Raw genomic sequence first — 23,670 nt, forward strand, 5'->3', positions numbered from 1 at the left:
AAAAGTCTCCCAAGAAAAGGTCGTAACAGAGTCAATTCGGAGAATTGAGCCCATCACAACCTTTTCCACCGGCTTGCTCCTACCGGATTTTAACGAATTATCACCGTTAATACTTAAAATTTTTGGTGAATATCTAAGTGGTTACAGTATAATAAAACTGCAATCAAAAAATTGGAATTGGAAAGAATGATCACTTCTGGGTGTAGTCGTAGAACCCCCTTCCGGTCTTCCTGCCGAGCAGACCGGCCTGAACCATCTGCTTGAGCAGCGGACATGGCCTGTATTTGTCTCCGAGCTCTCTGTGGAGGGTTTCAATAGCTGCAAGGCAGATGTCGAGGCCAATGAGATCGGCGAGCTCTAACGGGCCCATGGGGACGTTCGTGAAGAGCCTCATTCCCCTGTCGATCTCCTCCTTCGTCGCCACACCCTCGTAGAGCACCCAGATTCCCTCGTTTATCCAGGGCATCAGGATCCTGTTGGAGATGAAACCGGGCGAGTCCCTGCACACAACCGGCTCCTTGCCGAGCTTCTTTGTGAACTCGACCGCGAACTCGAGGGTCTCGTCACTCGTCAGCAGCCCCCTGACTATCTCAACTCCTTTCATCACCGGCACGGGGTTCATGAAGTGAATCCCAACGAAGTTCTCAGGCTTCCTCGTCACGGCTGCCATTTCGGTGATGCTGAGCGTGGACGTGTTGGAGGCGAAAATTGCGTCTTCTCTTTTCACGATCTCATTGAGCTGTCTGAAGGTCTCCTTCTTTACCTCCATGTTCTCGATTATCGCCTCTATCACGAGGTCAACATCGGCCAGATCCTCAAGCTTCGTGGTGGGTTTTATCCTGCCCATTATCGTTTCAACATCCTCGCTGAGCTTGCCCTTGGCGGCGAACTTCTCGAGGCTTTTCCTTATGTTGTTAAGCCCTCTCTCAAGGAACCTGTCCTCTATGTCCCTCAGCACAACCTCAAATCCGGCCATCGCACAGACCTGAGCTATTCCGGCACCCATTGTGCCGGCTCCAAGCACACCAACAACCTTTACGTCCTCAACCTTCATTCACACCACCTCAAACCCTAATCTTACCGGCAATTCTCCTCGAAATGACAATCTTCTGGGCCTCACTCGTCCCCTCATAAATCGTCCCAACCCTCGCATCTCTGTAATACCTTTCAACATCGTACTCCTTGCTGAACCCGTATCCTCCAAAGATTTGAACAGCCTCGTAAGTAACCCTGATGGCGGTCTCAGTCGCAAACAGCTTTGCAGCTGAGCTCAATGCAGGATCTGGATTGCCCTTGTCAACAAGCCATGCTGCTTTGAAGATGAGGAGCTTTGCAGCCTCAATGTCCTTGTACATGTCCGCCAGCTTGAAGGCTATTGCCTGGTGCTCGATCAGTGGCTTCCCAAAGGCCTTCCTTTCCTTCGCATACTCCAAAGCTCTCTCGTATGCGCCTATGGCCATGCCAAGGTTTATCGCTCCCACGCTAATTCTGCTTTCGTTGAAAAACCTCATCAGCTGGTAGAATCCTTGGTTCTCTTTGCCAACGAGGTTCTCCAATGGAACGAACATGTTCCTGAAGCTCAGCTCCGCAGTATCGTGACAGCTGAGCCCCATCTTCTCTATCCTCCTCGCCTCGTAGCCATCCCACGACGTTTCAACAACAAAGGCGGAGATCCCCCTGTAACCCGCGCCTCCAGTCCTCGCGAGCAGGATTATCCAGTCGGAGATGCTGCCGTTGGTTATGAACACCTTCGAGCCGTTCACAACCCATCCGTTCTCAACCCTCTCAGCCCTCGTTTTTATGCTTGCAGCATCGCTGCCTGCATCTGGCTCTGTTATCGCTATGCCCGACGTCGTCTCCCCCCTCGGCACCCTCGCCATGTACTGCTCCTTCTGCTCTTCCGTGCCGAAGTACTTGAGCATCGGGCAGCCGAGAGTTGCTGATGCTATGGCACTGCCAACGTTGCTGTCCGCCCTCGTGAGCTCCATTGCTATGACAATGGAGGACGTGAAGTCCATCCCCGCGCCATCGTACTCCTCCGGCAGGTCTGTTCCGACGAAACCGAGCTTTGCGGCCTTCCTGAACAGCTCGAACGGGTACTCTCCCCTCTCGTCGTATTCTCTGCTGTATGGCATTATCTCCTTCTCGGCAAACTCCCTCACTGCCTGCTGGATCATCCTGTGCTCCTCGCTCAGCTCGAAGTCCATCACTCGCCCCTCCACACAGGTCTCCTCTTCTCGAGAAACGCCCTCATTCCCTCCTCAAAGTCCGCAGTGCCTGACAGGATTATCAGCTCCTCAACAGCACTCTCCAGAGCGGTTCTGACGACATTCAGCACGTTTCTCTTGGCCTTCTTGACGGCCTGAATAGACATCGGCGCGAGTTCGGATATCCTCTCTGCCACCTCAACTCCGGCGATCTCAAGCTGGTCGTCATCCACAACGAGGTCAGCTATCCCGACTTCCAGCGCCTCATCTGCCTGAATCTCCTCGGCCGTGAGACAGTACCTGAGGACTCTCCTGTTCAGGAAAAATCCGACGGTGGACGCTATGGGTGGGAACGCCCCTATCAGCCCTTCAGGAACGGAGAACGTCGCACCTTTGCTGGCGATTACAATGTCCATCAGCAGGTTTAGCTCCATTCCCCCTCCGTAAGCATAGCCGTTGACGAGCGAGATTAGAGGTTTAGAGCAGTCAATCATCGTGTCTATGAGGGGTGCAGCAACCCTCTCGAAGAACTCCTTTCCGTCGCTGACTGACTTCCACGACCTCATCACCGCTATGTCATCTCCCGCGGAGAACGCCCTGCCCTCCCCGGTTATCAGCACGGCCCTCACGTCCTCATCTCTCTCAGCCTCAAGCAGCGCATCCCTTATCCCGACCCACATCTCCTCGTTGAGTGCGTTCAGCCTCTCCGCCCTCTTCAGCGTGATTATCGCGTAGCTGTGTCGCTTCTCATAGCTCACGGGGCCGAAGCTCTTTCTCTCATGTCTCCACCTGAAAAAGCCCTCGCCGCTCTTCTTTCCGAGCTTCTCCGAGTCCACCATGTCCCTCAGCATCTGGTCTGGAGCTATTCCGAGCCTCTCAAGCTCCTCCACAACCCTGTCAAGCCCGTAAACGTCGGCAAGCTCCAGAACCCCCTTTCTGTACCCCATCCCGAGCTTCATCGCCTTCTCCACGTCTTCAGCGCTCGAAACCTTGTTTCTCACTATCCAGCAGGCCTCGTTTATGGCCGGGGCAAGAATGGAGAGCGGGTTTACGGCATATGCCTTCCTCTTGGGTATCCTCGCCCTTCCGTAAAGGCCCTCGTAGGTGTAAAAGCCCCTTCCCGTCTTCATGCCGAGCCTCCCCTCTCTGACCATCTCCTCGAGGATCGGGCTCAGCTCCACGTCGAAGCCCCTCGCCGACATCTCCCTTATCACGTTGTAGAGCACGTCGACCCCGCTGAAGTCTATGACCTCGAATAGCCCCATTGGTATTCCTATCCTGTATTTCGCGCACGCGTCTATCTCCTCTACAGAGTAACCAGATTCCAGCAGCTTTATCGCTTGTCCGAAAACCCTGAGGTTTATTCTGTTGACAACAAACCCCGGAACGTCCCTCGCGGTTATGTAGTCCATTCCCAGCGACTTCACAAACTTCTTGGCGAGCTCAACAGTCTCCTCTGACGTCTTCTCCGCAACAACGATCTCCACGAGGCGTATGAGGGTCGGCGGGTTGAAGAAGTGCAGACCCAGCACCCTCTCCGGTTTTGAAGTGGCTGAGGCTATCTCGGCTATCGGAATCGTGGACGTGTTGGTCGCGAGGATGACATCATCCCTGCAGTTCTCGTCCAGAGTCCTGAAGACCTCTTTCTTGACCTCGGTCTTCTCAACCACTGCCTCTATGACGAGGTCGGCGTTTGAGGCTGATGATGGCAAGTCTGTTGACGTGGTGATCCTCGAGAGAACCTCATCCTTTTTCACACCCTTTTTCTTCTCAAGCTTCGAAAGGCTCCACGCTATCCTCTCCATGGCCTTTTTCAGAGCCTCCTCGCTCACGTCAACGAGCGTGACGCTGTATCCTGCAAGTGCGCAGAGCTCGGCTATGCCGTGACCCATCGTGCCAGCGCCGATGACCAGCACGTTGCGGACATCCTTCATGTTTATTGGTTAACATCCCCTCCTATTTAACGATTGCGTGTAACTCGAAATATTTTTAAAATATGTTCGTATATAATGCACCATAATGGATGAAAACTTCCAGAAACACGAACTGAACGACCCGGTGAACAGGAGGATAATAGAGGGGATAATCAACGGACAGACCCTCGAGGAGATCGCAGACAGTCTCGGCATAGCCGTCAGAACTGTTCAGAACAGGATGAAGGTGCTCGAGAGCAGGGAGTACATAAGGGAGGTCAAGAAGGGAGTCTGGCAGGTGGACTACCAGAGAATAGGGCTCGACACGATTGGGGTCGTCCTGATTTCCATGAAGAACGACAGGGAGGGGATGAGGAGGCTGATAGACCATCTGAAGAGGCTCGACTACGTTGAGAACGTGTTCGAGATCGTCGGGAGCGAGTACGACCTCTGCATAATCGTCAGGTTCTCCGGGCTCGAGGAGGCCATGGACGAGAACGACAAGTTCATCTCTTGGCTCAACAGGAACGGGATAAGGGTGGATGAGTTCAAGGCGTTCATAAGCGGAAGGACCCACAAGGATCACAGGAGGACGAGGCTTTAGTCCGCGAAGCCAATCACCTCAGAGCGGGACGTGAACCTGTATCCGTCAGCGAACTCATCCACGTGCCTGTAAACCTCCCCAGTCCTGTACGACCTCGTGCAGAACTCAACGACAGGGCGATCACCGAGAGAGACCTTTGGGGTGGGGTCAATTTGCCTGAAAAACACCTCGAACTCCCCGAGGTCTCCGGTTATCTCATGCCACCCCCAGTCGGAGTGCTCGAATGTGCATCCAAAGTCTCCCAGCTCTCTCACGAGGATGGAGGCCTGAATGTACGACTCCGGGCTCCCATCGCCTTCAATGACCTCCGTGAACTCAACAGCCCCGCACAGCCTTGGCGTTCCGAGCTCATCCTCCAGCCTTTCGCACTCCTCTATCTCGGTTGGAGTGCCCTCCTTTACAGCCCACACCACCCCGAGGCTCGACACCTCGAAGCCGTAGATGTAGGCCACGAGTTCGTAGCCCTCCCTCACCCACAGCCTGTCGAACAGCCTGACGACCTCCATGGGGCTGACCGCTGACCTCTGCCAGCCCCGGCTGAAGCTGCGCCTCCACAGGTCTCCCGCCCTCATGTGGAGGGTCTGGAGGGTTTCCGGGTCAAACCTGACTTCCACATCTGAACTTCTCTTCAGACTTCAAATACGTTTTCCGCTCAGCTTTCGAAATGCCCGATGACTTCGTCTATCAGCGCATACGAACTTCCGACCTTGCTGATGTCTCCAAAATACGTCAGGTTCCAGATGACGACGTGCTCCACCCCCAGCTTGCTGTACGCGTCGAGCGTCTGGATAATCTCCTCGGGCGTGCCGGAGATGAAAGCTGCCTTAACCACATCGTCTGGAACTCTGCTAACCGCCTCGAGGATGTCCCTCTTCGTGAACTTGGTGGGAATGTACTCCAGAAGGCCGTAGTACCTCCCTAAGGGATGCTGGTAGCTCATTTTCTCGTAAACCTTATAGTGAAGCAGAAGAGCGTGAATTCTCAGTATCGGGGTTCTGAGAAGTCTCTCCACCTCGCTTTCCCTCTCGTCAATGACCACGCTGGCGAAGAGGGCTCTGGTTATCTCCTCTGGATCTCTGCCCGCGTCTCTCGCGTATCTGTCAAGCTTTTCGGCCATCTCTCTGTAATCGTCAAGGGTCGTCGAGACCGGGAGCCACCCGTCAGCATACTGGGCTGTTAGCCTCAGCATTCTGTCTCCGTGTGCCCCGATCCAGATCGGCAGATTTCCGACAGGCTTCAGGTCGAAAACGGCATCCTCAAGCCTGAAGAACTTCCCCTCGAAGTTTATCACCTCTCCGTAATCGCTCTCGAGCATGACTCTCATCAGCCTGAGCGCCTCCTCGAGCCTCGCAACCGGCCTTTTGAAGTCAATCCCGTACGGAACTATGTTCTCAGCCTCTCCAGCCCCGAGTCCAAGTATGAACCTCCCTCCCGTGGCGTGGTTTGCAGTTATCGCCTGCTGCAGGAGAACGGCGGGATGCCTGCGGAACACCTCCGAAACGCTGACGCCAAACCGCATTTTCTCAGCTGAACCTGCGGCGTAGCAAATCTCGCAGAAAGGGTCGAAGAACATGTGGCAGGACGGGTATCTTGCTGCGAAGGGGGTTTCCTTCCAGAGGTCGTGCGGGTACCACCCCATGAGGTGGTCCGCGAACCACAGGGAGCTGTAGCCCTTCTCCTCGAGCCTCCTCGCTGTCCTCCTCACCTCCTCGATTGGAGGGAACGTCGGTGCTACTGTCCCGAACTCCATGTCCACACTCTGTCTGCAGGCGGATATATAGGTGTCTGGCGTGTTCAGCGAAAGTTATTTTTCTATCGAAAACACAAAGTTGATATGTCTTCCAACGCAGAGGATGTGGTCTATTGTGACACCCTGACCGACGGCATAATCGGGCCGGACGTCAGGAGGGGTGGCAGGGTTGCCGATGGAGGCAGGATAGTCTTCGTAACCTCTCCGGGATGCTGGGGCCCGATGATAACGCCGAACATCAGGGGAGGCCACGAGGTGGCCGCTCCCGTTGAGGTTGAGGGAGCTGAGGTTGGGGATGCGATCGTCATCAGGGTGGAGAGTATAAGGGTTCTCTCAAAGGCCGCGAGTTCTGGTGTTGACGAGCCGGTTGAGGGTGCCTTCACCGGAGATCCCTTTGTCGCAAAGAGGTGTCCGGGCTGCGGGGAGGAGTGGCCGGACTACGATGTGGTCGGGACTGGACAGGAGGCGGTGAGGTGTAAGAAGTGCGGCTCACCTGCATCACCGTTCAGAATGGTGCACGGCTACACACTCGTAATCGAGGACGGCTTTGCCGTTTCGGTTAGCAGAGACGTGGCAGAAAAGATTGCAGAGAATGCGTGGGAGTATGCAGCTCTTCCAAAAAGCTCGAAGCAGGTTCCGGTGCTGATCTTCGGGAAAGCGGACATTCCCGGGATGGTTTCCCGGGTTCGCCCCCACCTCGGCCAGCTCGGAACGATCCCGTCTGTGAACATCCCCGACTCCCACAACGCCGGGGACTTCGGAACATTTCTGATAGGCGCTCCCCACAGGTACGCGATAACGAGGGAGCAGTACCAGACTTCTCTGACCGACGGGCATCTTGACGTGGACTCGGTGAGGGAGGGGTGCATAGTGATAGCGCCGGTGAAGGTGGACGGAGGAGGGGTGTACGCTGGAGACGTTCACGCCATGCAGGGCGATGGAGAGGTTGCAGGTCACACGGCAGACGTTTCGGCAGAGACGACGGTCTCTGTCTCGGTGCTGAAGGGTCTTCAGATCGAGGGGCCGATCCTGCTGCCCCCTGAGGAAGACCTCCCACCCCTCGCGAAGCCATGGAGAAAGGACGAGTGGGATGCAGTGGCCAGAATCGCTGAGAAGAACGGGATAGAGGCCGAGCCTGTTGCCCCTGTTCAGGTCATAGGATCCGGGCCGACGATAAACGAGGCCGCAGAGAGGGGCTTTGAGAGGGCTGCAAAGCTCTTCGGAATGAGGCTCGAGGAAGTCCTGAACAGGGTGACGATAACGGGGGCGGTTGAGATAGGCAGGCTTCCGGGAATCGTTCAGGTGTCGATGCAGGTTCCGCTCAGAATTCTCGAGAGGCTCGGAATAGCAGAGCTCGCCGTGGAGCACTACAAGCTGCCTTACTGAGGGGTTTTGCTAAATGTTTATGTTTTATTTTTTGACACAGCGGGTGAAATAGAGGATGCAAAGGGGTTTTTGATTGTGTGGTGTGGTATGATAAGCCATTTGATGAATGGGATGTTGAGGACATGGTTGAAGTTGTGAAAAGCAATTGACCGGGTGAAACCGTGATTGAATTCACTCCCCATGCCAGAGAGAGGATGGAAAAGAGAAGTGTTACGGAAGATGAAGTTAGAGATGCCTTAGAGAATCCTGATGAGCTGCTGTATGATACGAAGACAGGAAACTTTATAGCGGTAAAAGAGCAGGAAAGCCGCTATTTGATCATTGTTTATGTGCCGATGGAGGTTTACAGAATTGTATCGGTTGTAGTTACTACAAAGCTTAATATAAATCGAAAATCGAATTAGAAAAGGCAGGTGGGTGAGGGTATGAAAGTCAGGTATGATCCAGAGGCCGATATCCTTTACATTTCAATAAAGGATGAGGAAGTCAAAGATATGGACGAGATTGGAGAGGATATATTTGTCGAGCTGAACGAAAAGGGGGAGATCATAGGTATTGAGATCTGGGAAGCGAGAAAATCTGTTGTTCCTGAGATACTGAAGTTTTATTAAGTGGCTGTAGGAATGGTTTGGTAGAGTAGTGTCGGTAAATGTAACAAAATCTAAAATAAATAATGTTGAGTGGTATTTGTTTAATGGGTGATTAAAGTGATGGGAAATAACAAAGATCATAGAAGAGAGGAGGAGAGAAAACATATCTATTCCAAAATAAAAAATAGATATAATACTCATAAAGAGGCTGTTAAAATACCCAAATATATTATTAAAGCAGGTATCGTTCTTTTCTTTGGCCCCCCAATAATCCTAATATTCGTCGGAATTCTATCGGCAATTATTCCAGAATTATCGCAATTCAAAATTCCGGGTGACGTTGCTGTTTGGCTAGATGATGTTATTGCTTGGTCAATGATTATTGGGTTTCTTTTAGTTATTGGTGGTAGAATATACTTGGATAAAAAGAAACAATTAGCGCCAGCCCCCAAACCAAATGAGGTAGCCTTACTAAATGCAATAGAAGCAAAGGAAAAATTGGAGAAATATAAAGCGGAAAGTATCGAATTGCATAAGGTTGAAGCAATAAAAAAAGTTAAAAAAATAAACAAAATACTCTCGAGATCTCTACAGAATTTACCATATAGAATTAGCGTGATGCCAAATTACAATAAGAACTTCCAGTTGTTAATGGAATTTAAAAAGAATCTTAAAGAAAGGTTGGTTCCAGCAATTGAGAACTTAAATGAAGATTCTATAGATATGGTTGGAGACATATTAGATAGCATGGCCGATTACTTTTACTCCCCGACTACCAAAAAACTATTAGAATTAAATTCAAAATTATCTGAGCTAGAGATTATGGCATTACCTAAAATTGATTATTATTTAGCACTTGTTGCTAACTATTTTAGTAGATTCAGGGTTCCAATTATTTTAATTTTAGGTTGGTTAATAATATTTTATGGAGGTCCTATTTTGGGAGTTACCAAAGATCAAGCATATATTGCTGCGAGTGGTTTTCTTGGTGCAGGTTTAGCAGCCTATTTTAGTGGTTTGCTTGGAAAAAAGTGATGTCATTTTTGTTCCTGCCCCTTTATATACCACTTCGCCCCTTCTGTTCCACATGGAACAATCTGGAACACACTCTGAATCAACCTCTATAAAGGAGCTTCCAGCGAAAAACAGCCAGCAGAGAGTTGATTTACACATAAGAATTTCAAAATTGAGATTTTCAAAATCGGAGCATGCCGAGGGGGGGATTTGAACCCCCGACCTCCTGATTATGAGTCAGGCGCCCCGCCAGCTAGGCTACCTCGGCTCAGGTCGGTTTTGACCGAGAGGATTATTAAAATTTTTGGAAGCTATATGCTCTCGACGAAGTTCCTCAGCACCTTTAAACCGTTCTTTCCACTCTTTTCGGGGTGGAACTGCAGACCAACGTAGTTGTCCTTGGCAATTGCGGAGGGAAACCTGATTCCGTAGTCCGTGTACCCAATCACGTTCTCGTCTGAGGTCTGGTAGTAATAGGAGTGGACGAAGTAGAAGTACCTGCTTTCGAGCCCGTCGAAAACAGGGTGCTCCCTGAACTCGACCTCGTTCCACCCCATGTGGGGAATCTTGCCAACCTCGTCTGGAAATCTGACGACCCTGCCCTCGATCACGTTCAGCCCCTCGTGATGTCCACCCTCCTCGCTCACGGTCGCGAAGAGCTGCATTCCGAGGCAGATGCCGAGAACCTGAGCGGTCGTGGTTCTGAGGTAGTCCGAGAATGGTTTCAGGTTTTTTATCGCCGTTTCGAACGCCCCGACACCCGGGAGGACGATCGCGTCCGCGCTCTCCACGTCCTCCATGCTTGATGTGACCTTCACCCTCGCTCCAACTCTCTCCAGAGCCTTGCTTATGCTCTTCAGGTTCCCGGCGCCGTAGTTGATGATGGCGATCACGTAACTCAGGTTTTTTAGTCAAGATTTAAACCTTTTCATAACCCGTATCAGAATTTCCGGACTCTATTTAAGCCCCAGAAAAATCTCGCAAACAATAAATACATGCTATCATCATGTTCTGTTGAATGATGAGCCTCGAAGACGAATCCTCGCATGAGGCAGAAAAGGTATGCTGCAGCATCTTCCAGAGGTTCAGCGTTGATGAGCTCATGAGACTCGTGAGGGAGAGTCAGGAAGATGTGTACATCCTCCTTCACAGGGAAGACAGGGACTTCGTGGACATCTACATCGGAAAGAACAACAAGGACTTCGGAGAGTTCATCGCAATCCCCCTGCCCAAGAGGTTTGCTGTTCTCGAGCCCGACAGGAACTATTTTGAGGTGACGCTCAGGGCCAACGTGGCTCTGGCGCTCAAGGGCGAGAAGGACTTCCACACGTAAAAAATTGGGGAGAATTCAGTATTCGAGCTCAAACGATGACGCAAGCCCGGAGACAGCTCCGAGTATCACTGCGAAGAAGATGCTCAGGTTGAATAGCGTCCCGGTCTGCACCGCCTTGTCGTAAATGCCCGCACTGGAGAGGTACATGACAAACGCCAGCCACACAACAAGCCCGCCCACCGCACCGAAGGCCAGCTTGGTCTTTATCGATCTTCCGTAAAACGAGAGGCCGAATCCGGCCACGCATATTCCTATCCAGTGGAACGCTGATATGGCAACGCCGATAACAAAAATTGGGAGAGCGAGCTTCTTCATTCTCCCACCTCCGTGACTATGTACCTGCAGTCCCTCCACATCTCGATCTGGTCGTCGTAGTGCTTTGAGAAGTAGTTGCCCGAGTTTCCACCCGGAATGACCCCGTACATTATCGCCTTCGCGTTCTCGAATGTTGTTATCATCCTCCAGCTGCTTCCGGCCTGATCGGGCTTGTAGTTGTACCTGAAGTTGTAGACCGTGTACTTGGAGCCGTTCATCTCGAGAACCGGGTAGTTCAGGAACAGCACCTTCGGTGAGAACGGGTGCACGACAACGAGCTTGTTGAGGTCTCCGTACTTCTCGTAGCCGTTCTTCTCTATCTTCTCAACAGCCCTGTCCATGGCCCTCGCGATTATGTCCCACTTGTTCTCCTTTCCGGGGGTTCTTATGTCGTCGAACCACCTGCTGTTCTCGTCGAGGTTCTGGAGGACCCACAGCTTCGGGTACTCGTCCTTTCCGAGCCCAGCCTTGCTGAACTCGTCGTAGAAGGTTTCGTTCATGTACTCGTCGAGGAACAGCGAGAACACCAAGGCGGCTTTGGAGTCGTACGTCATTCTGTAGTCCCAGTTCAGGAGCTCGTCAACGTACGGCTTGGCCTTCTCTGAGAACGGAATTCTGTCCAGATTCTCCTTTATGTCTCCGACTATGAACTCTGCCGGCTTGGAGTACACGTCCTTCTGCATCTCCACGAAGTCCTCGACGGTCAGCTTCTTCCCGCTCCTGATCTTTTCCTCGAGCATCTCGTATATCCTCATCCCCCTGTAGGGGTCTGTGAAGTAGCCGCTGTCCCCGAGGTAGTACTTGAAGTCGAAGATCGGCCTCTGGTTGGCGGTGGCGACAAAGTCCGGGTTTATGAGGTGGGGTATCTTCTCGAATGGCACGAAGCCCTCCCACGTGGATGTGCCGTAGGGCTTGAATCCCTTCCACTCCCCGTCTCCCCTGCTGCCGTTGAATATCACGTTTCCGGCAACAGGCTTTCCGTCAACGTACCTTATCGGGTACTTTCCTGCGGGGTAGTAGGCGGTGTTGCCCTGCCTGTCAATTATCACGAAGTTCTGCGCGGGCACGTAGAACCACCTGAGGGCCTCGATTGCATCGCTGACACTTTTAGCTTTATTCAGCCCGAATATTGCCCTCAGCTCAGTGGTGGCGGAGAATCCAGTCCATGCTACCGCCACTTTAACACCATACTTGTCAATGAGCGGCCCGTGGATTGTCTTTTCCACAACAACCTCCTTCTCCTTGATCCCCTCGTCAGTTAGCATTCTGAGGGTCTTCACCTCTTTCTGAACCTCAAGCCACTTCCCCTTGTAGAGGTACCTGTCCCCATCGAACTTGTAGGTGTAGAAGTCTATGACGTCCGCCCCGACATTGGTGACTCCCCACGAGATGTACTTGTTCTGCCCGATTACGATGACCGGTATCCCGGGGAATGTAACGCCCCACACCTCGAAGTCTCCGGCCTTCAGGTTCATTCTGTACCAGACCGGAGGCACGCGGAGGCTTAAGTGCGGGTCGTTGGCGAGCATAGGCTCACCGCTGGCCGTGTACTTGCCGGAGACGATCCAGTTGTTTGAGCCGGCATCATCATCTCTCTCAAAATTCCTCAGCCAGTCGAGAAGGCTCTTGTTTATGTTGGGTATGTTCTGGTAGATTATGGGGTAGCTGTGGTTCAGCGCTGGTGGGTAGAGCTCTTCCGCTTCTGGCAGGTTCTTCAGGATGTATGCCCTCTCAAGATCCCAGAAATCTCCGGTAAGCCCCCATGCGATGAGCTTGTTTACCAAAAATGTGTCCACTGGCGTCCAGGGGTCGGGCTTGTAGTTGAGCAGCTTGAACTCTATGGGGAGCTCTCCGTTGCTGATGTAGTCGTTCACACCGTCGCAGTACGCTTTCAGCAAGGGAGCAAATTCGGAGTTCTCGAAGTACTTCCAGGTAGCCTCTGCGGCCGAGACGAAGTCCATCTTTATGTAGAACTCGTCCGTCTCGTTGAGCGACTCTCCGAACACCTCGGAAAGCTCACCCCTCATCAGCCTCCTCTGCAGATCCATCTGGAACAGCCTGTCCTTTGCCTGCACGTAGCCTGCAGCGTAGAACAGGCTCTCCATGTTGTCGGCGGTTATGGTCGGGTTTCCGTAGTCGTCGTACTCTATTCTCGCCTTCCCGTAAGGTGTGCTCAGCTCGATGCTCTGGAAGTCGCTGTATTTCCAGAACTTCCCGAATGGGGAGAAAAGATCCAAGTACAGGGTCATCGGCGTTACGATAATCATAAGCAGGGCTATCGAGAGGAGGGCAACGAACTGCCCCCTCCTGAGCGGTGGCAGTCTCATAAACCAACTCTCCCGCCCAGTGATATATACTTTTTGATAAATCGTGATAGATTTATCGCAACACCTTTAAACACCTTCGTTAACCGGAATCCCATGAAGGTTAACGAGAGCAGGGATCTTTACAGGCTGAGCTTGGCGGTGGTTATGGCTGCTGTGACAGCACTCTCAGCCCAGATAAGCTTCAAAATAGGCCCGGTTCCCTACACAATGCAGAACTTCGCCGTCATGCTCTCGGGCTTCCTTCTCGGCCCAGCTTATGGATTCCTGAGCCAGCTCATCTACCTCGGCATGATCGCCATAGGCCTCCCCTTCGCTGCCGGAGGTGGAGGGATAGGCGTCTTCTTCGGGCACACCGCCGGCTTCCTGATAGCTTTCCCGCTGTCAGCATTCCTCGCAGGCCTTTTCGCAGAAAAGCTTGGAAACAGGCCTGTGGCTCTGTGGCTCTCAACGCTGATTGCCGCAGTGCCGATCTACCTGCTCGGGTTCGCAGTCTTCTACAAGTTCGCTGTTGGGAGCGCTGGCCTGTCCGCGTGGGCGCAGAAGGCGGTTGAGATGTTCGGGATTCCTGCGTGGTCTTTCACGTTCGTGATCTTCGCTGCGACGGTGCTCATCTACATCCCGCAGGACATGCTCGTCGATCACCTGCTTGCCGTGGTTGTTTACAGGTACGTGAGGGATCTGCTCGTCCAGAGGGGGATCGAGCTCTGATAGAGTTCAGGGTGGAGAGGTACTGCTATCCCAGCGGAGTCCTCGCCATCTCCGGGGTGGAGGGGGTTATTGAGGACAGCTGCTTCATCTCCGGAGCCACAGGGAGCGGGAAGAGCACGCTGCTCAGGACGTTCAACGGAATGATCCCGGACTTCTATGGTGGAGAGTTCGCTGGCAGGGTGAGAGTTTTTGGGGAGAAGCCATCTCCCAAGATCGCGTACTTCATCATGCAGAATCCGGCCGAGCAGGTGACATGCCTGAAAGTCGAGGACGAGCTCATCTTCCCAGCGGTTCAGCTCGGCACCAGCATCAGGGACGCGAGAACAGACGCAAGGGAGCTCGCTGAGGAGATGGGCGTGGCGCACCTCCTCGACAGAATGACGTTCGAACTTTCAACTGGCGAGCTCCAGATTGTCGAGATACTCTCGGCCATGCTCTCCGGCAGGAGGGTTGTGCTCATGGACGAGCCCTTTGCCCATTTGAGCAGGAGAAACGTGGAGAAGTTGCTTGAGATCCTCGAGGACACATTCGTCATCATCTCCGACCACCGCATCGAGTTCTCCGAGCGCTTTCCCGAGAGGCTGGACTTTGGGATGAGGGTTGATGAGCTCCCTGAGATTCGCGGTGACGTGGGTGATGTGGTCTTTCAGGGCTCAGTTGTGCTCAGGGAGGGGGAGCTGGTTGCGGTTGTTGGCGACAACGGGGCGGGGAAGACAACGCTGCTCAAGAGGGTCTCGGAGGAGATGAGGAGGCAGGGGATTGCCCACGGCATCTCCCTGCAGAATCCCAGCTACCACCTCACCTCCAGAACGGTTCTCGAGGAGGTGGGGAGTGGAGAGCTCATCAGGGACTTCGGGCTTGAGGAGCTGGAGGGCAGGCATCCCCAGTCCCTCAGCCAGGGTCAGATGAGGAGGGTGAGTCTGGCGAGGGCATTCAGGCACGATATTCTCCTTCTGGACGAGCCAACAGCAGGACAGGACGTGAACTTCCGGAATAGGCTCGTTTACCTGCTCAGGAAGTACAGGAAGGCCGCGCTGATAGCAACACACGACGAGAGCCTTGCAGAGAAGTGTGACAGGGTGGTGGAGCTTTGATCCTCGACAGCCTTGTGAGGGGCTTCAGGGAAGGAGATCTGGAGGGCAGGTGCTCCCTCCTTTCAGCGATCCTCCTCTCCTTAGCCATCCACACCTCCGGCTTCAGCCCCCTCTACTCCCTCTCGGCAATAGCTATCTCCACTTACTTCTCCTCAGGAAGGAACCTGAGGCTGATCGTCGCGCTGTCCCCATTCCTGCTCCTCGTCCTGATCTCGGGCGCGTTTTTCAGCTTCGAGTACTCCCTCTCCTCCGCACTGGCATTTGCCGGGGTAATCTCTGCAGGGGCTGTAGTCTACTCGTCAAGCACATCCGAGGTTGGAGGTGCGATGATCTTCCTTAGAGTTCCGGAGAGGTTTGTGGTGGTCGTTCAGATGGCTGTCGCGACGCTTCCGCTCCTTGCAAGCGACCTGAAAAACGTGTGGCTCGTCACCGAGGGTAAAGGGATCGGGAGGTACGCGAGGGTTATGAGGGCGCTCATCTCCACAGCAGTTCTGAGAGCTTTGAACATGTCCGAGGCGCTTTACTCGAAATCCTTCAGCTACCGTGCGGTGTTCACTGTCAGGAGGCCTGATGGAAAGAGTCTCGTCATGCTCGGAATATCTCTTCTTTTATTCCTCTCCACTCTTCCTCGAGCTCTCTTCTCTCTGCTGTAACTCTGTACCTCCCGTCGTCTCCCCTCTCCAGAAATCCCCTGTTTGCGAGAAAGTCCACCTGAGCGATGGTTTCGGACATTATAAGGAAGAGCTGCCTGATGTCGTCGAAGAGCGTCGTGGCGATCTCGAATGCGGTCTTTTCATCCGCAATTTCGAGAACCTGAAAGCTCCTGTTCTCGAAGCTCCTGACGTATTCCTCAATCACCTTTCTGTGGTTCTCTATCACTCCTCTGTGCCCCGGGTAAACCCTGCTCACCTCAAGCCCGTATAGCTTCTTCAGCGTGTTCAGGTACTGCTCGAGAACGGGCATCCTCTCGAACTCGTTCAGCGGCTCTATCACGGGGTTGGGTGTTATGCCGTCCAGCAGTATGTCTCCCGAGAAGAGCGAACCGCTCTCCCTGTGGTAGAGGGCTATGTGGCCGTAGGAATGCCCGGGAACGTGGATGACGTCCAGCACGTCACCGTTCGCCTCAATTTTCTCGCCAACCCTCCCACAGCACGTGCATGGTTTTACGAGCCCGGCGTACTTCTTCTCCGCCCTCTCTCTCATCTTCTCCGCAAGTGCCTCGGGCATGCCCTCAAGGCCGAAGTGGGCGTAGACGAGCTCGAAGTATCTTTTCTCCGCGTCGTAGAGCTTGTGGCACGCGTTCTCATGGGCCATCACGTTCCTGAACAGGTATGCCGAGCCAAAGTGGTCTGCATGGGGGTGCGAGATCACGAGTCTGGCACCCTCGAAGTCGAGGTTTGCATCGCTCAAAGCTTTTTTCAGCATGTCAACAGATTGAGGGAGGTTTATTCCAGAATCAAACACGAGCTCGTCGTTTATTATGTAAACGTTCGTCTCTCCAGCCGGATAGGGGTTGTAAACCTTGGCAACTCTGACCTCCATCTAAGGAAAGTTTATAACTTGACATATTAACCTTACCTCATGGCTCTTGACGCTCTCAAGGATGTTGTGCGAAAAATCGCAAGGTCATCCTCAATTGACAAGCACCTCGTTGATGAGGTTGTTAAGGATATTCAGAGGGCCCTGATCAGGGCTGATGTTAATGTAAAGCAGGTTAAGGAGATAACCGACGCCATCAAGAAGAGGGCACTGAGCGATGAGCCCCTGAAGAGCCTGAATCCGAGGGAGCACATCATCAAGATCGTTTACGAGGAGCTTCTGAAGGGGGTTGGAGAGGGCCTTGAGATCCCCCTCGAGAAGGCCAGAATAATGCTCGTCGGTCTGCAGGGGAGCGGTAAGACGACAACAACGGCAAAGCTCGCCAAGTACTTCAAGGACAGGGGAATGAAGACCGCCGTAATAGCGGCAGACACCTGGAGGCCCGCTGCCTATGACCAGCTCAAGCAGCTTGCAGAAAGCATCGGTGTTGGCTTTTACGGCGAGAAGGGGGAGAAGGACGCGGTAAAGATCGTCAAAAAAGGGCTTGAGGAGCTCAAGGACTACGACATGATAATAATCGACACCGCAGGAAGGCACGCGCTCGAGGACGAGCTGATAAAGGAGATGGTCGAGATCGAGAAGGTCGCGAAGCCGGACTACAAGTTTCTGGTGCTTGACGCTGCAATAGGCCAGCTCGCGTCAAAGCAGGCGCAGGCGTTTCATGATGCGATAGGCATAGACGGGATAATCATCACAAAGTTCGACGGAACCGCCAAGGGTGGAGGCGCTCTATCCGCGGCAAGGCAGATTCAGATACCCATAGCATTCATAGGCTCTGGAGAGAGGGTTGATGATCTGGATCGCTTCGATCCTGCAGGTTTCATCTCGAGGCTCCTCGGGATGGGAGACATAAAGGCGCTGCTGGAGAAGATAGAGCGGATAACTCAGGAGGAAGAGCTCGATCCGGAGAAATTCCTCAAGGGTGAGTTCACGCTGAAGGATGTCTACAAGCAGATCGAGGCCATGAACAAGATGGGGCCGATAAGGAAGATATTCGAGATGCTCCCCTTGGGCATGTCTGTGAAGGTTGACGACGATGCTCTGGAGATGACTCAGGAGAAGATGAAGAGGTTCAGGGTGATAATGGACTCGATGACTGAAGAGGAGCTGCTAAACCCGAAGATCATAGACGGCTCGAGGATAAAGAGGATAGCAATCGGCAGCGGAACATCTCCGCAGGAGGTCAAGGAGCTGCTGAAGTACTACAACACCATGAAGAGCCTGATGAAGAGGATGAAGAAGGGCAGGCTGCCGATGAAGGGGCTGAAGATGGGGTTCTGACGTCTTGTCACCATCTTTTTTCTGGGTTGGAAATATTTAAGTATTAATTAAATGCTACTTAATTATATGGGTACAATTACGATATCTCTGAACGATGAAATTGAGAGGAAGCTGAGAGAGCATGCAAGGAATGGTGGTAAAGGAGCGCTGTCAAAAGTCATAGAGCAAGCTCTCAGACTATACTTCTCAAAAATTGAAGAACGTAAAACAGTTTTCAGAGCTTTTAAGGGAGATGAGCAGGTTGCAGAGGCAGAAAATCTGGAAGAGCTGGCAGAAATCCTGAAAGCAAAGAAGATAGATCCGAGAGAAGTAACCATTCTGTCCTCAAAGCCGGTAAAGCCCGTGGTGAGGAGAGGATGGAGATAGTCGATGGCACACCGCTGATAGAGATTCGCATAGAAAACCCCCTGCTTTCTACGTCATTCCCAGAAGATGGCAGCGTTCTTGCACTGATTGATACTGGCTTCGAGGGATTCGCAATCGTTCCGGAGGAGGTGTTCAGAAATGCCCGTTTCAGCGAACTCAAGCTCATCGAGCGAAATCTGTTAATGCCGGACAAGCGACTCATAAAGTCTGTTGGAGCATTTGGCAGGATAATTGTGACTTCCCTCAACACTTACAGGGATGGGTTTATCGAAACGTCGGAAAATGTTGAGGAAGTGGTTTTGGGGGCCGAATTTCTCAGAGGGTTCAGGATAACTCTCGATTACTGTGCAGCTTCGGTTTCCATCGACCAGTGCTAAAAGCCAACAATAGTTTTATCTTCCATCACACCAGAACCCTTTCGAATGAGAATTGCAGGAATTGACGAGGCTGGAAAGGGCCCGGTTATTGGCCCACTTGTGGTTTGCGGTGTTGCGTGTGATGAGGGGCTGCTGAAAAAGCTTTCTGAGCTTGGAGTCAGGGATTCGAAGAAGCTCACACCTAAGAGAAGGAAGGAGATTGCTGAAAAGCTGAAGGAACTGCTCGACTGGGAGACTATAGTGATTCAGCCGGCAGAGCTCGACAGAATGATGGAGAAGAAGACGATAAACGAGATTCTGAAGGAGGCATGCGTCAGAATAATTTCGAAGCTCAACCCGGACGTGGCTTTCGTGGACAGCTTCGACGTGAAGCCCGAGAGGCTTGCGAGAGAGCTCGAGCAGATGACGGGATGCAAGATCGTTGCGAAGCACTGTGGCGAGGAGGAGCCTGTTGTTGCCGCGGCATCGATCATGGCCAAGTGCCTCAGAGATGAGATGGTTGAAAGGCTGAAGGAGGAGCACGGCGATTTTGGAAGTGGGTACGCTTCGGACGAGAGAACGAGGAGGTGGCTGGAGGAGAGGCTGAAAGACGGTGAGGTTCCGGACATAGTCCGGAGAAAGTGGAAGACTGTTGACAGGATGATGAAGGGTTTGAAGCAGAGGAGCCTGTTCGAGTTCTGATTGTTATCTATCGAGCACCGTGACCTTTATACCCACTTCCTTCAGCTTCTCAAAGTCCCTGTCGAATGTGAGCACCTCGCAGTCTGGATCGCTGCAGGCTATGAGAATGTCTATGTCCGGAACGTCTATGCCCTTTAACATGAGCGTCGCCCTAACCTCGGCTGCTCTCTCAACAACTTTCTCATCAACCGGCACTTTCGTCAGCGCCTTCAGCATCTCACCTATTTTAATGAACTCCTTCGCGTCTCCGTGCTTCTTCCAAACAAACTTCGCACCAACCATGAGCTCGTAGACAGTTATTGCGCTCACCAGCAGGTCTTCGCAGGCATTTTTCCGCTCCTCAAGCGCTCTGATTGCCTTCTTGTTTCTCTTTTTGAGCTCTATTAGAAATGAGGTATCAAGCAGAAGCTTCAAAGTCTCACCCTGAAGCTCTTTCTGATCTCTCTGGATACTTTCTCCAGCTCTTCCTCGTATCCCGCCTCCTCCGAAGCTCTGATGAGCAGATCTACCCTCTTTTCCACGTTTCTTGATATCAGCTCGTCTATGATTGCGCTGAAGCTCTTCTTTCCCTTAAGTCTGAGAAGCTTCTCGTAAACATCATCCGATATTGTTATTGTTTTCATATTTCGTGTGTTGTACACGAAAATATTTAAGCTGTTCTGCTGGCAGATAGGTTCGAAATGCATTCGACAACATTTATAACTCTCCTACCAAAAATTTCCCATGGCCTACGAAGACCTCAGAGAATTCATTGCCAGACTCGAGCAGGAGGGCGAGCTGGCGAGGATAAGCAGAGAGGTTAGCGTTGAGCTCGAAATCACCGAGATTGCTGACAGGGCTGTCAAGCAGAACGGGAAGGCTCTGCTATTCGAAAATCCAAAGGGCTATGACATTCCGGTTCTGATAAACGCTTTTGCGAGTGAAAGGCGAATCAAGCTCGCCCTTGAGACTGACAGGCTTGAGAGCATTGGAGAAAAGCTGGTTGAGCTTGCGAGAATGAAGCCCGAATCAGTTCTCGACGGCCTCAAGGCATTGTCCTCTGCAAAAGACCTGGTGAGCTTCATCCCCAAAAAGGTGAGGAGCGGGCCGGTTAAGGAGGTCGTGGATCACAACCCCAACCTGCTGAAGTTTCCGATTCTGAAGTGCTGGCCTCAGGATGGCGGGAGGTTCATAACTTTCCCGGTTGTGATAACCAAGGACCCAGAGACTGGCGTATTGAATGCGGGAATGTACAGGATGCAGGTTTTTGATGAAAGAACAACGGGAATGCACTGGCAGATCCACAAGCACGGAGCCCTGCACTACAAGAAGCTGAAGGAGATGGGAGTGGACAGGTTAGAGGTTGCGGTTGCGATTGGCGTCGATCCCGCCACGCTTTACGCCTCAACCGCTCCATTGCCAGAGAACATGAGCGAGTTCATGTTTGCAGGTTTCATCAGAAAGAAGAGGCTGAAGATGGTTGACTGCGAGACTGTCGATCTGCAGGTTCCTGCTACTGCTGAGATCGTGCTTGAGGGCTACGTGAAGCTAGACGAGTTCAGAATTGAGGGGCCTTTCGGCGATCACACCGGCTACTACACCCCACCCGAGCCTTATCCAGTCTTTCACGTTGAGTGCATAACCCACCGTGAGAACCCGATTTATCATGCTACAGTGGTCGGAAAGCCCCCGATGGAGGATGCGTGGCTTGGAAAGGCAACTGAAAGAATCTTTCTGCCCATGATTAAGATGATCCATCCCGAGATCGTGGACATGAACCTGCCCATTTCTGCTACATTCCACAATCTGGCAATAGTCTCCATAAAGAAGCGCTATCCGGGACATGCGAGGAAGGTCATGTTCTCGATATGGGGCACGGGGATGCTCAGCCTGACCAAGGTCGTGATTGTGGTGGATGATGATGTGAATGTGCACGACATGAATGAGGTCATCTGGGCTGTTACGAGCAGGTTCGATCCTGCGAGGGATGTGGTGGTTATCCCGGACTCACCTCTCGACAGCCTTGATCACGCGTCTTACAAACCAAACCTCGGAGGAAAGCTGGGTATTGACGCGACGAAGAAGTGGAGGGAAGAAGGCTACGAGAGGGAGTGGCCGGACGTCGTCAAGATGGATGAAGAAACTAAGAGGAAGGTGGATGGGTACTGGGATGAGATAAAGAGGCTGATATTCGGCTAAAGCCCATTCAGCCGGTATGTTACAAGGAACCCCTCATCATCTTCTTTGTAATCCACAATCTCCGCATCGACCTCCTGAATCAGGTCTTCGAAGTAGTCGTAAACTCCACACGTCGTGCACATGTATCCTGAGAACCTGACCCTCACGAGTCCGTCCTCGTATCCCGCATACCTCGCGACAGCTTCTGGCTCGTGGTAGCGATTGAACACCTCGGTCTCCTCCTTGAACCTGAGCAGCTCGGTGAACTTGATCCTTTCGCTTCTGTAGCCTCTCTTCTCGATCCACCTCTTTATGTACGGGCAGGAGATGAGAATCTCGTCGAATCTCTCGGCGTACTTCAACGCGAACTCCACCAACTGTCCGGCATACCCCTTTCCACCGAACCCCTCGGCGGTGTGGGTGTCTATCAGGTGGATCCTGCCCTCTTCAGCCTCATAGTTCAGCCATGAGACCGTTTTTCCATCCACTTTCAGCTTGATCTTCCGATCGGAAATTTCGAAATCCATGCCAGAATTTTACTTGGATCGTAAAAAAGGTTTCTACTCCCTTATCATTCTGATTACTTTCCCTATTTCTCTCGCGAGGTCTCCGTTGAAAACTATCTTCACCGAGCTGTCCCTGCTTTTCACGACGAGCTCGATCCACTCGTCCCCAGCCTCACCTCTAACGGAGTTTATCTCGAGCTTCTCCATCTCGTTGCACCAGCTCACATAGGTTTCCGGGCTGGATGACCGTATTTCGACTGAGACGAACGGGATGTCCCAGTCAGCGCCCTTCTCGAGCTCCTTGGCGTAGCTGTGAAGTCTCTCCCTAACTATGACGCACTTCACCCTGAAAGCTAAGCGGGGCTAATAAAATACCTTTTCTGGTTTTGTTCACCTCTTCAAAATCACCGGGAGGGCTATGGTTTTTAAGCAGTCATCCAGACTATGGCCGATGATTAACTACCTCCTCCTGACCATTGCGGTGATGGCGGTCTCATCTGCCTCCATACTCGCGGTTCTCGCCGGTGCCCCCGGAACTGCAGCGAGCTTCTGGAGGTTCCTGATCTCTTCCCTGATAATGCTCGCAATTTACAGAACACTTCCAGCAAGGAGGGTCATGAGGTACTCGCTGATCTCGGGCTTCGCCCTCGCGCTTCACATGTCCGCATGGATTGAATCCCTCTTCCACGCCTCCGTTGCGCTCAGCACGGCGATAGTGTGCACGCACTCAATATTCTCCGGGATCTTCGCGTCCCTTCTCGGGGAAAGGGTAAGGCTCAGGGAGGTGCTCGGGATACTCGTGGCGATAGCGGGCATTTACATGCTGAGCGGAGCTGACTACTACGCAGAGCCAGTCGGCGTTGCGCTCGCGTTTATTGGGGCGGTGGCCGGTGGTGTGTACTTTGTCTCCGCAAAGTTCTCAGCAGGTGAGAACTTTGGGGAGTACGTGGTCTCCACTTACATAACCGCGGCAATCTTCGCTGGCATATTTGCTGTGCTGAGGGGAGACGCTCTCACCGGCTACTCTCTCGAGACGTTCACGTACTTTGCCTTGCTCGCGATCATACCGATGTCTGCGGGCCACACGATACTCAACTACCTGATAAGGAGGATGAAGGTCGTGACTGTAACGGGGAGCGTTCTGGGGGAGGTTGTGGGCTCCACAATCCTCGCCGCCCTAATTCTCGGTCAGAAGCTTACGGTTGAGGCCTACATCTACCTCTCGGTGATTCTGCTCGGGATATTCATCGCGGTGGCAAAGGTGGATTAGAGCAGGGCTCTCCCTCTCGTTTTAAGCTGCTCCTGATTTCTGAGCCACTCCCTCTTCCACCTGTCGTAGCACTGTCTGCTGCAGAACGCCCTTGGCTTGTTGTTGCAGCAGGTCTTGACGAACATGGGCTCCTTCACTATCTTCCCGCAAACGTCACATCTCAGCGCCCTTGCACCGGAAATCTCCATTGGC

The 23,670-nt window shown here is 52.6% G+C and carries 29 protein-coding genes and 1 tRNA gene; 15 read left to right on the plus strand and 15 right to left on the minus strand.

From position 1 onward, the window contains the following. Nucleotides 1-190: 190 nt before the first annotated feature. From GAH_RS07910 to GAH_RS07920, 3 genes are read right to left on the minus strand one after another with little or no spacing between them, the layout of a single operon-like run. Nucleotides 191-1,054, minus strand: a complete 864-nt coding sequence (locus GAH_RS07910) for a 3-hydroxyacyl-CoA dehydrogenase family protein (RefSeq protein ID WP_048095966.1) — start codon at nt 1,052-1,054, stop codon at nt 191-193. 10 nt (nt 1,055-1,064) lie between these two features. Further along, entirely contained in the window at nt 1,065-2,207 is a 1,143-nt protein-coding gene (locus tag GAH_RS07915; protein ID WP_048095967.1) for an acyl-CoA dehydrogenase family protein, read from the minus strand. Continuing rightward, on the minus strand, nt 2,207-4,141 hold the full coding sequence (locus GAH_RS07920; protein WP_048095968.1) for a 3-hydroxyacyl-CoA dehydrogenase/enoyl-CoA hydratase family protein: 1,935 nt from the start codon (nt 4,139-4,141) through the stop codon (nt 2,207-2,209). The genes GAH_RS07915 and GAH_RS07920 overlap by 1 nt, the downstream gene beginning before the upstream one ends. Nucleotides 4,142-4,226: 85 nt before the next feature. Here GAH_RS07920 and GAH_RS07925 point away from each other — a divergent pair, with 85 nt between their 5' ends. Further along, a complete protein-coding gene (locus GAH_RS07925) occupies nt 4,227-4,724 on the plus strand; it encodes a winged helix-turn-helix transcriptional regulator (protein ID WP_048095970.1) in 498 nt (165 codons plus the stop codon). Here the strand turns inward: GAH_RS07925 and GAH_RS07930 are convergent. Together GAH_RS07930 and GAH_RS07935 are read right to left on the minus strand one after the other, a co-directional pair. Beyond that, complete coding sequence (locus tag GAH_RS07930) at nt 4,721-5,338, minus strand: hypothetical protein (RefSeq protein WP_048095972.1); 618 nt, start codon at nt 5,336-5,338, stop codon at nt 4,721-4,723. The genes GAH_RS07925 and GAH_RS07930 overlap by 4 nt on opposite strands. Before the next feature lie 38 nt (nt 5,339-5,376). Then, nucleotides 5,377-6,474 (minus strand): LLM class flavin-dependent oxidoreductase, encoded by a 1,098-nt coding sequence (locus GAH_RS07935; protein ID WP_048095974.1) that lies wholly within the window; start codon nt 6,472-6,474, stop codon nt 5,377-5,379. A gap of 84 nt (nt 6,475-6,558) precedes the next feature. Between GAH_RS07935 and GAH_RS07940 the strand changes: the two genes are divergently transcribed. From GAH_RS07940 to GAH_RS07955, 4 genes are all read left to right on the plus strand, one after another. Continuing rightward, complete coding sequence (locus GAH_RS07940) at nt 6,559-7,860, plus strand: acetamidase/formamidase family protein (protein WP_048095976.1); 1,302 nt, start codon at nt 6,559-6,561, stop codon at nt 7,858-7,860. Between the two features lie 161 nt (nt 7,861-8,021). Further along, nucleotides 8,022-8,264 carry a DUF4258 domain-containing protein gene (locus GAH_RS07945; protein ID WP_156967436.1) on the plus strand — a complete coding sequence of 81 codons (243 nt, stop codon included), beginning with the start codon at nt 8,022-8,024 and terminating at the stop codon, nt 8,262-8,264. A 9-nt stretch (nt 8,265-8,273) separates the two neighbouring features. After that, the gene (locus GAH_RS07950; protein ID WP_245604006.1) at nt 8,274-8,471 is read left to right on the plus strand and encodes a DUF2283 domain-containing protein; all 198 of its coding nucleotides are present in this window, start codon (nt 8,274-8,276) and stop codon (nt 8,469-8,471) included. 87 nt (nt 8,472-8,558) lie between these two features. Beyond that, entirely contained in the window at nt 8,559-9,485 is a 927-nt protein-coding gene (locus GAH_RS07955; protein ID WP_048095980.1) for a prolipoprotein diacylglyceryl transferase, read from the plus strand. A 174-nt stretch (nt 9,486-9,659) separates the two neighbouring features. Here GAH_RS07955 and GAH_RS07960 read toward each other — a convergent pair. Then, a tRNA-Met gene (locus GAH_RS07960) sits at nt 9,660-9,732 on the minus strand. 43 nt (nt 9,733-9,775) lie between these two features. After that, nucleotides 9,776-10,357 carry an imidazole glycerol phosphate synthase subunit HisH gene (hisH, locus tag GAH_RS07965; RefSeq protein ID WP_048095982.1) on the minus strand — a complete coding sequence of 194 codons (582 nt, stop codon included), beginning with the start codon at nt 10,355-10,357 and terminating at the stop codon, nt 9,776-9,778. A 125-nt stretch (nt 10,358-10,482) separates the two neighbouring features. On the opposite strand from hisH, the gene GAH_RS07970 reads away from it, so the two are divergent. Continuing rightward, nucleotides 10,483-10,797 carry a hypothetical protein gene (locus tag GAH_RS07970; protein ID WP_052747821.1) on the plus strand — a complete coding sequence of 105 codons (315 nt, stop codon included), beginning with the start codon at nt 10,483-10,485 and terminating at the stop codon, nt 10,795-10,797. Nucleotides 10,798-10,812: 15 nt separating this feature from the next. Here the strand turns inward: GAH_RS07970 and GAH_RS07975 are convergent, their stop codons facing one another. Both GAH_RS07975 and GAH_RS07980 read right to left on the minus strand, forming a co-directional pair. Then, entirely contained in the window at nt 10,813-11,112 is a 300-nt protein-coding gene (locus GAH_RS07975) for a hypothetical protein (protein WP_048095984.1), read from the minus strand. Then, nucleotides 11,109-13,439 carry a penicillin acylase family protein gene (locus tag GAH_RS07980; protein WP_052747822.1) on the minus strand — a complete coding sequence of 777 codons (2,331 nt, stop codon included), beginning with the start codon at nt 13,437-13,439 and terminating at the stop codon, nt 11,109-11,111. Before GAH_RS07980 ends, GAH_RS07975 begins: the two co-directional genes overlap by 4 nt. 93 nt (nt 13,440-13,532) lie before the next feature. On the opposite strand from GAH_RS07980, the gene GAH_RS07985 reads away from it, so the two are divergent. Genes GAH_RS07985 through GAH_RS07995 form a run of 3 tightly spaced genes read left to right on the plus strand, consistent with a single transcriptional unit; the run spans nt 13,533 to nt 15,894 of the window. Then, entirely contained in the window at nt 13,533-14,147 is a 615-nt protein-coding gene (locus GAH_RS07985) for a biotin transporter BioY (protein WP_048096845.1), read from the plus strand. A gap of 11 nt (nt 14,148-14,158) precedes the next feature. Beyond that, on the plus strand, nt 14,159-15,241 hold the full coding sequence (locus GAH_RS07990; protein WP_245604007.1) for an ATP-binding cassette domain-containing protein: 1,083 nt from the start codon (nt 14,159-14,161) through the stop codon (nt 15,239-15,241). Further along, entirely contained in the window at nt 15,238-15,894 is a 657-nt protein-coding gene (locus tag GAH_RS07995) for a hypothetical protein (RefSeq protein WP_048095986.1), read from the plus strand. The genes GAH_RS07990 and GAH_RS07995 overlap by 4 nt, the downstream gene beginning before the upstream one ends. Here the strand turns inward: GAH_RS07995 and GAH_RS08000 are convergent. Beyond that, nucleotides 15,827-16,783: an MBL fold metallo-hydrolase gene (locus tag GAH_RS08000; RefSeq protein ID WP_048095988.1), complete on the minus strand. Its 957-nt coding sequence runs from the start codon at nt 16,781-16,783 to the stop codon at nt 15,827-15,829. The genes GAH_RS07995 and GAH_RS08000 overlap by 68 nt on opposite strands. A 39-nt stretch (nt 16,784-16,822) precedes the next feature. Between GAH_RS08000 and GAH_RS08005 the strand changes: the two genes are divergently transcribed. The 4 genes from GAH_RS08005 (at nt 16,823) to rnhB (ending at nt 19,545) form a co-directional block, all read left to right on the plus strand. Then, on the plus strand, nt 16,823-18,121 hold the full coding sequence (locus GAH_RS08005) for a signal recognition particle protein Srp54 (RefSeq protein WP_048095989.1): 1,299 nt from the start codon (nt 16,823-16,825) through the stop codon (nt 18,119-18,121). 66 nt (nt 18,122-18,187) lie between these two features. Beyond that, a complete protein-coding gene (locus GAH_RS08010) occupies nt 18,188-18,487 on the plus strand; it encodes a ribbon-helix-helix domain-containing protein (protein ID WP_048096847.1) in 300 nt (99 codons plus the stop codon). Next, a complete protein-coding gene (locus tag GAH_RS08015; protein ID WP_048095990.1) occupies nt 18,478-18,864 on the plus strand; it encodes a clan AA aspartic protease in 387 nt (128 codons plus the stop codon). Before GAH_RS08010 ends, GAH_RS08015 begins: the two co-directional genes overlap by 10 nt. A 45-nt stretch (nt 18,865-18,909) precedes the next feature. After that, complete coding sequence (gene rnhB, locus GAH_RS08020) at nt 18,910-19,545, plus strand: ribonuclease HII (RefSeq protein ID WP_048095992.1); 636 nt, start codon at nt 18,910-18,912, stop codon at nt 19,543-19,545. A gap of 3 nt (nt 19,546-19,548) precedes the next feature. On the opposite strand, the gene GAH_RS08025 is transcribed toward rnhB, so the two are convergent. Both GAH_RS08025 and GAH_RS08030 read right to left on the minus strand, forming a co-directional pair. Beyond that, nucleotides 19,549-19,959, minus strand: a complete 411-nt coding sequence (locus GAH_RS08025) for a type II toxin-antitoxin system VapC family toxin (RefSeq protein WP_048095994.1) — start codon at nt 19,957-19,959, stop codon at nt 19,549-19,551. After that, on the minus strand, nt 19,956-20,168 hold the full coding sequence (locus tag GAH_RS08030) for an antitoxin VapB family protein (RefSeq protein ID WP_048095996.1): 213 nt from the start codon (nt 20,166-20,168) through the stop codon (nt 19,956-19,958). Before GAH_RS08030 ends, GAH_RS08025 begins: the two co-directional genes overlap by 4 nt. 100 nt (nt 20,169-20,268) lie before the next feature. On the opposite strand from GAH_RS08030, the gene GAH_RS08035 reads away from it, so the two are divergent. Next, nucleotides 20,269-21,723, plus strand: a complete 1,455-nt coding sequence (locus tag GAH_RS08035; RefSeq protein ID WP_048095998.1) for a menaquinone biosynthesis decarboxylase — start codon at nt 20,269-20,271, stop codon at nt 21,721-21,723. Here the strand turns inward: GAH_RS08035 and GAH_RS08040 are convergent. Together GAH_RS08040 and GAH_RS08045 are read right to left on the minus strand one after the other, a co-directional pair. After that, a complete protein-coding gene (locus tag GAH_RS08040; protein WP_048096000.1) occupies nt 21,720-22,229 on the minus strand; it encodes a GNAT family N-acetyltransferase in 510 nt (169 codons plus the stop codon). The genes GAH_RS08035 and GAH_RS08040 overlap by 4 nt on opposite strands. Before the next feature lie 33 nt (nt 22,230-22,262). Beyond that, nucleotides 22,263-22,553, minus strand: a complete 291-nt coding sequence (locus GAH_RS08045; RefSeq protein WP_048096002.1) for a hypothetical protein — start codon at nt 22,551-22,553, stop codon at nt 22,263-22,265. A gap of 106 nt (nt 22,554-22,659) precedes the next feature. Here GAH_RS08045 and GAH_RS08050 point away from each other — a divergent pair, with 106 nt between their 5' ends. Then, a complete protein-coding gene (locus GAH_RS08050) occupies nt 22,660-23,478 on the plus strand; it encodes a DMT family transporter (protein WP_048096004.1) in 819 nt (272 codons plus the stop codon). On the opposite strand, the gene GAH_RS08055 is transcribed toward GAH_RS08050, so the two are convergent. Continuing rightward, the gene (locus GAH_RS08055) at nt 23,475-23,666 is read right to left on the minus strand and encodes a hypothetical protein (protein ID WP_245604112.1); all 192 of its coding nucleotides are present in this window, start codon (nt 23,664-23,666) and stop codon (nt 23,475-23,477) included. The two genes, GAH_RS08050 and GAH_RS08055, sit on opposite strands and share 4 nt — an antisense overlap. Nucleotides 23,667-23,670: the final 4 nt, after the last annotated feature.

The sequence above is a fragment of the Geoglobus ahangari genome (genome assembly GCF_001006045.1).
Lineage (GTDB): Archaea > Halobacteriota > Archaeoglobi > Archaeoglobales > Archaeoglobaceae > Geoglobus > Geoglobus ahangari.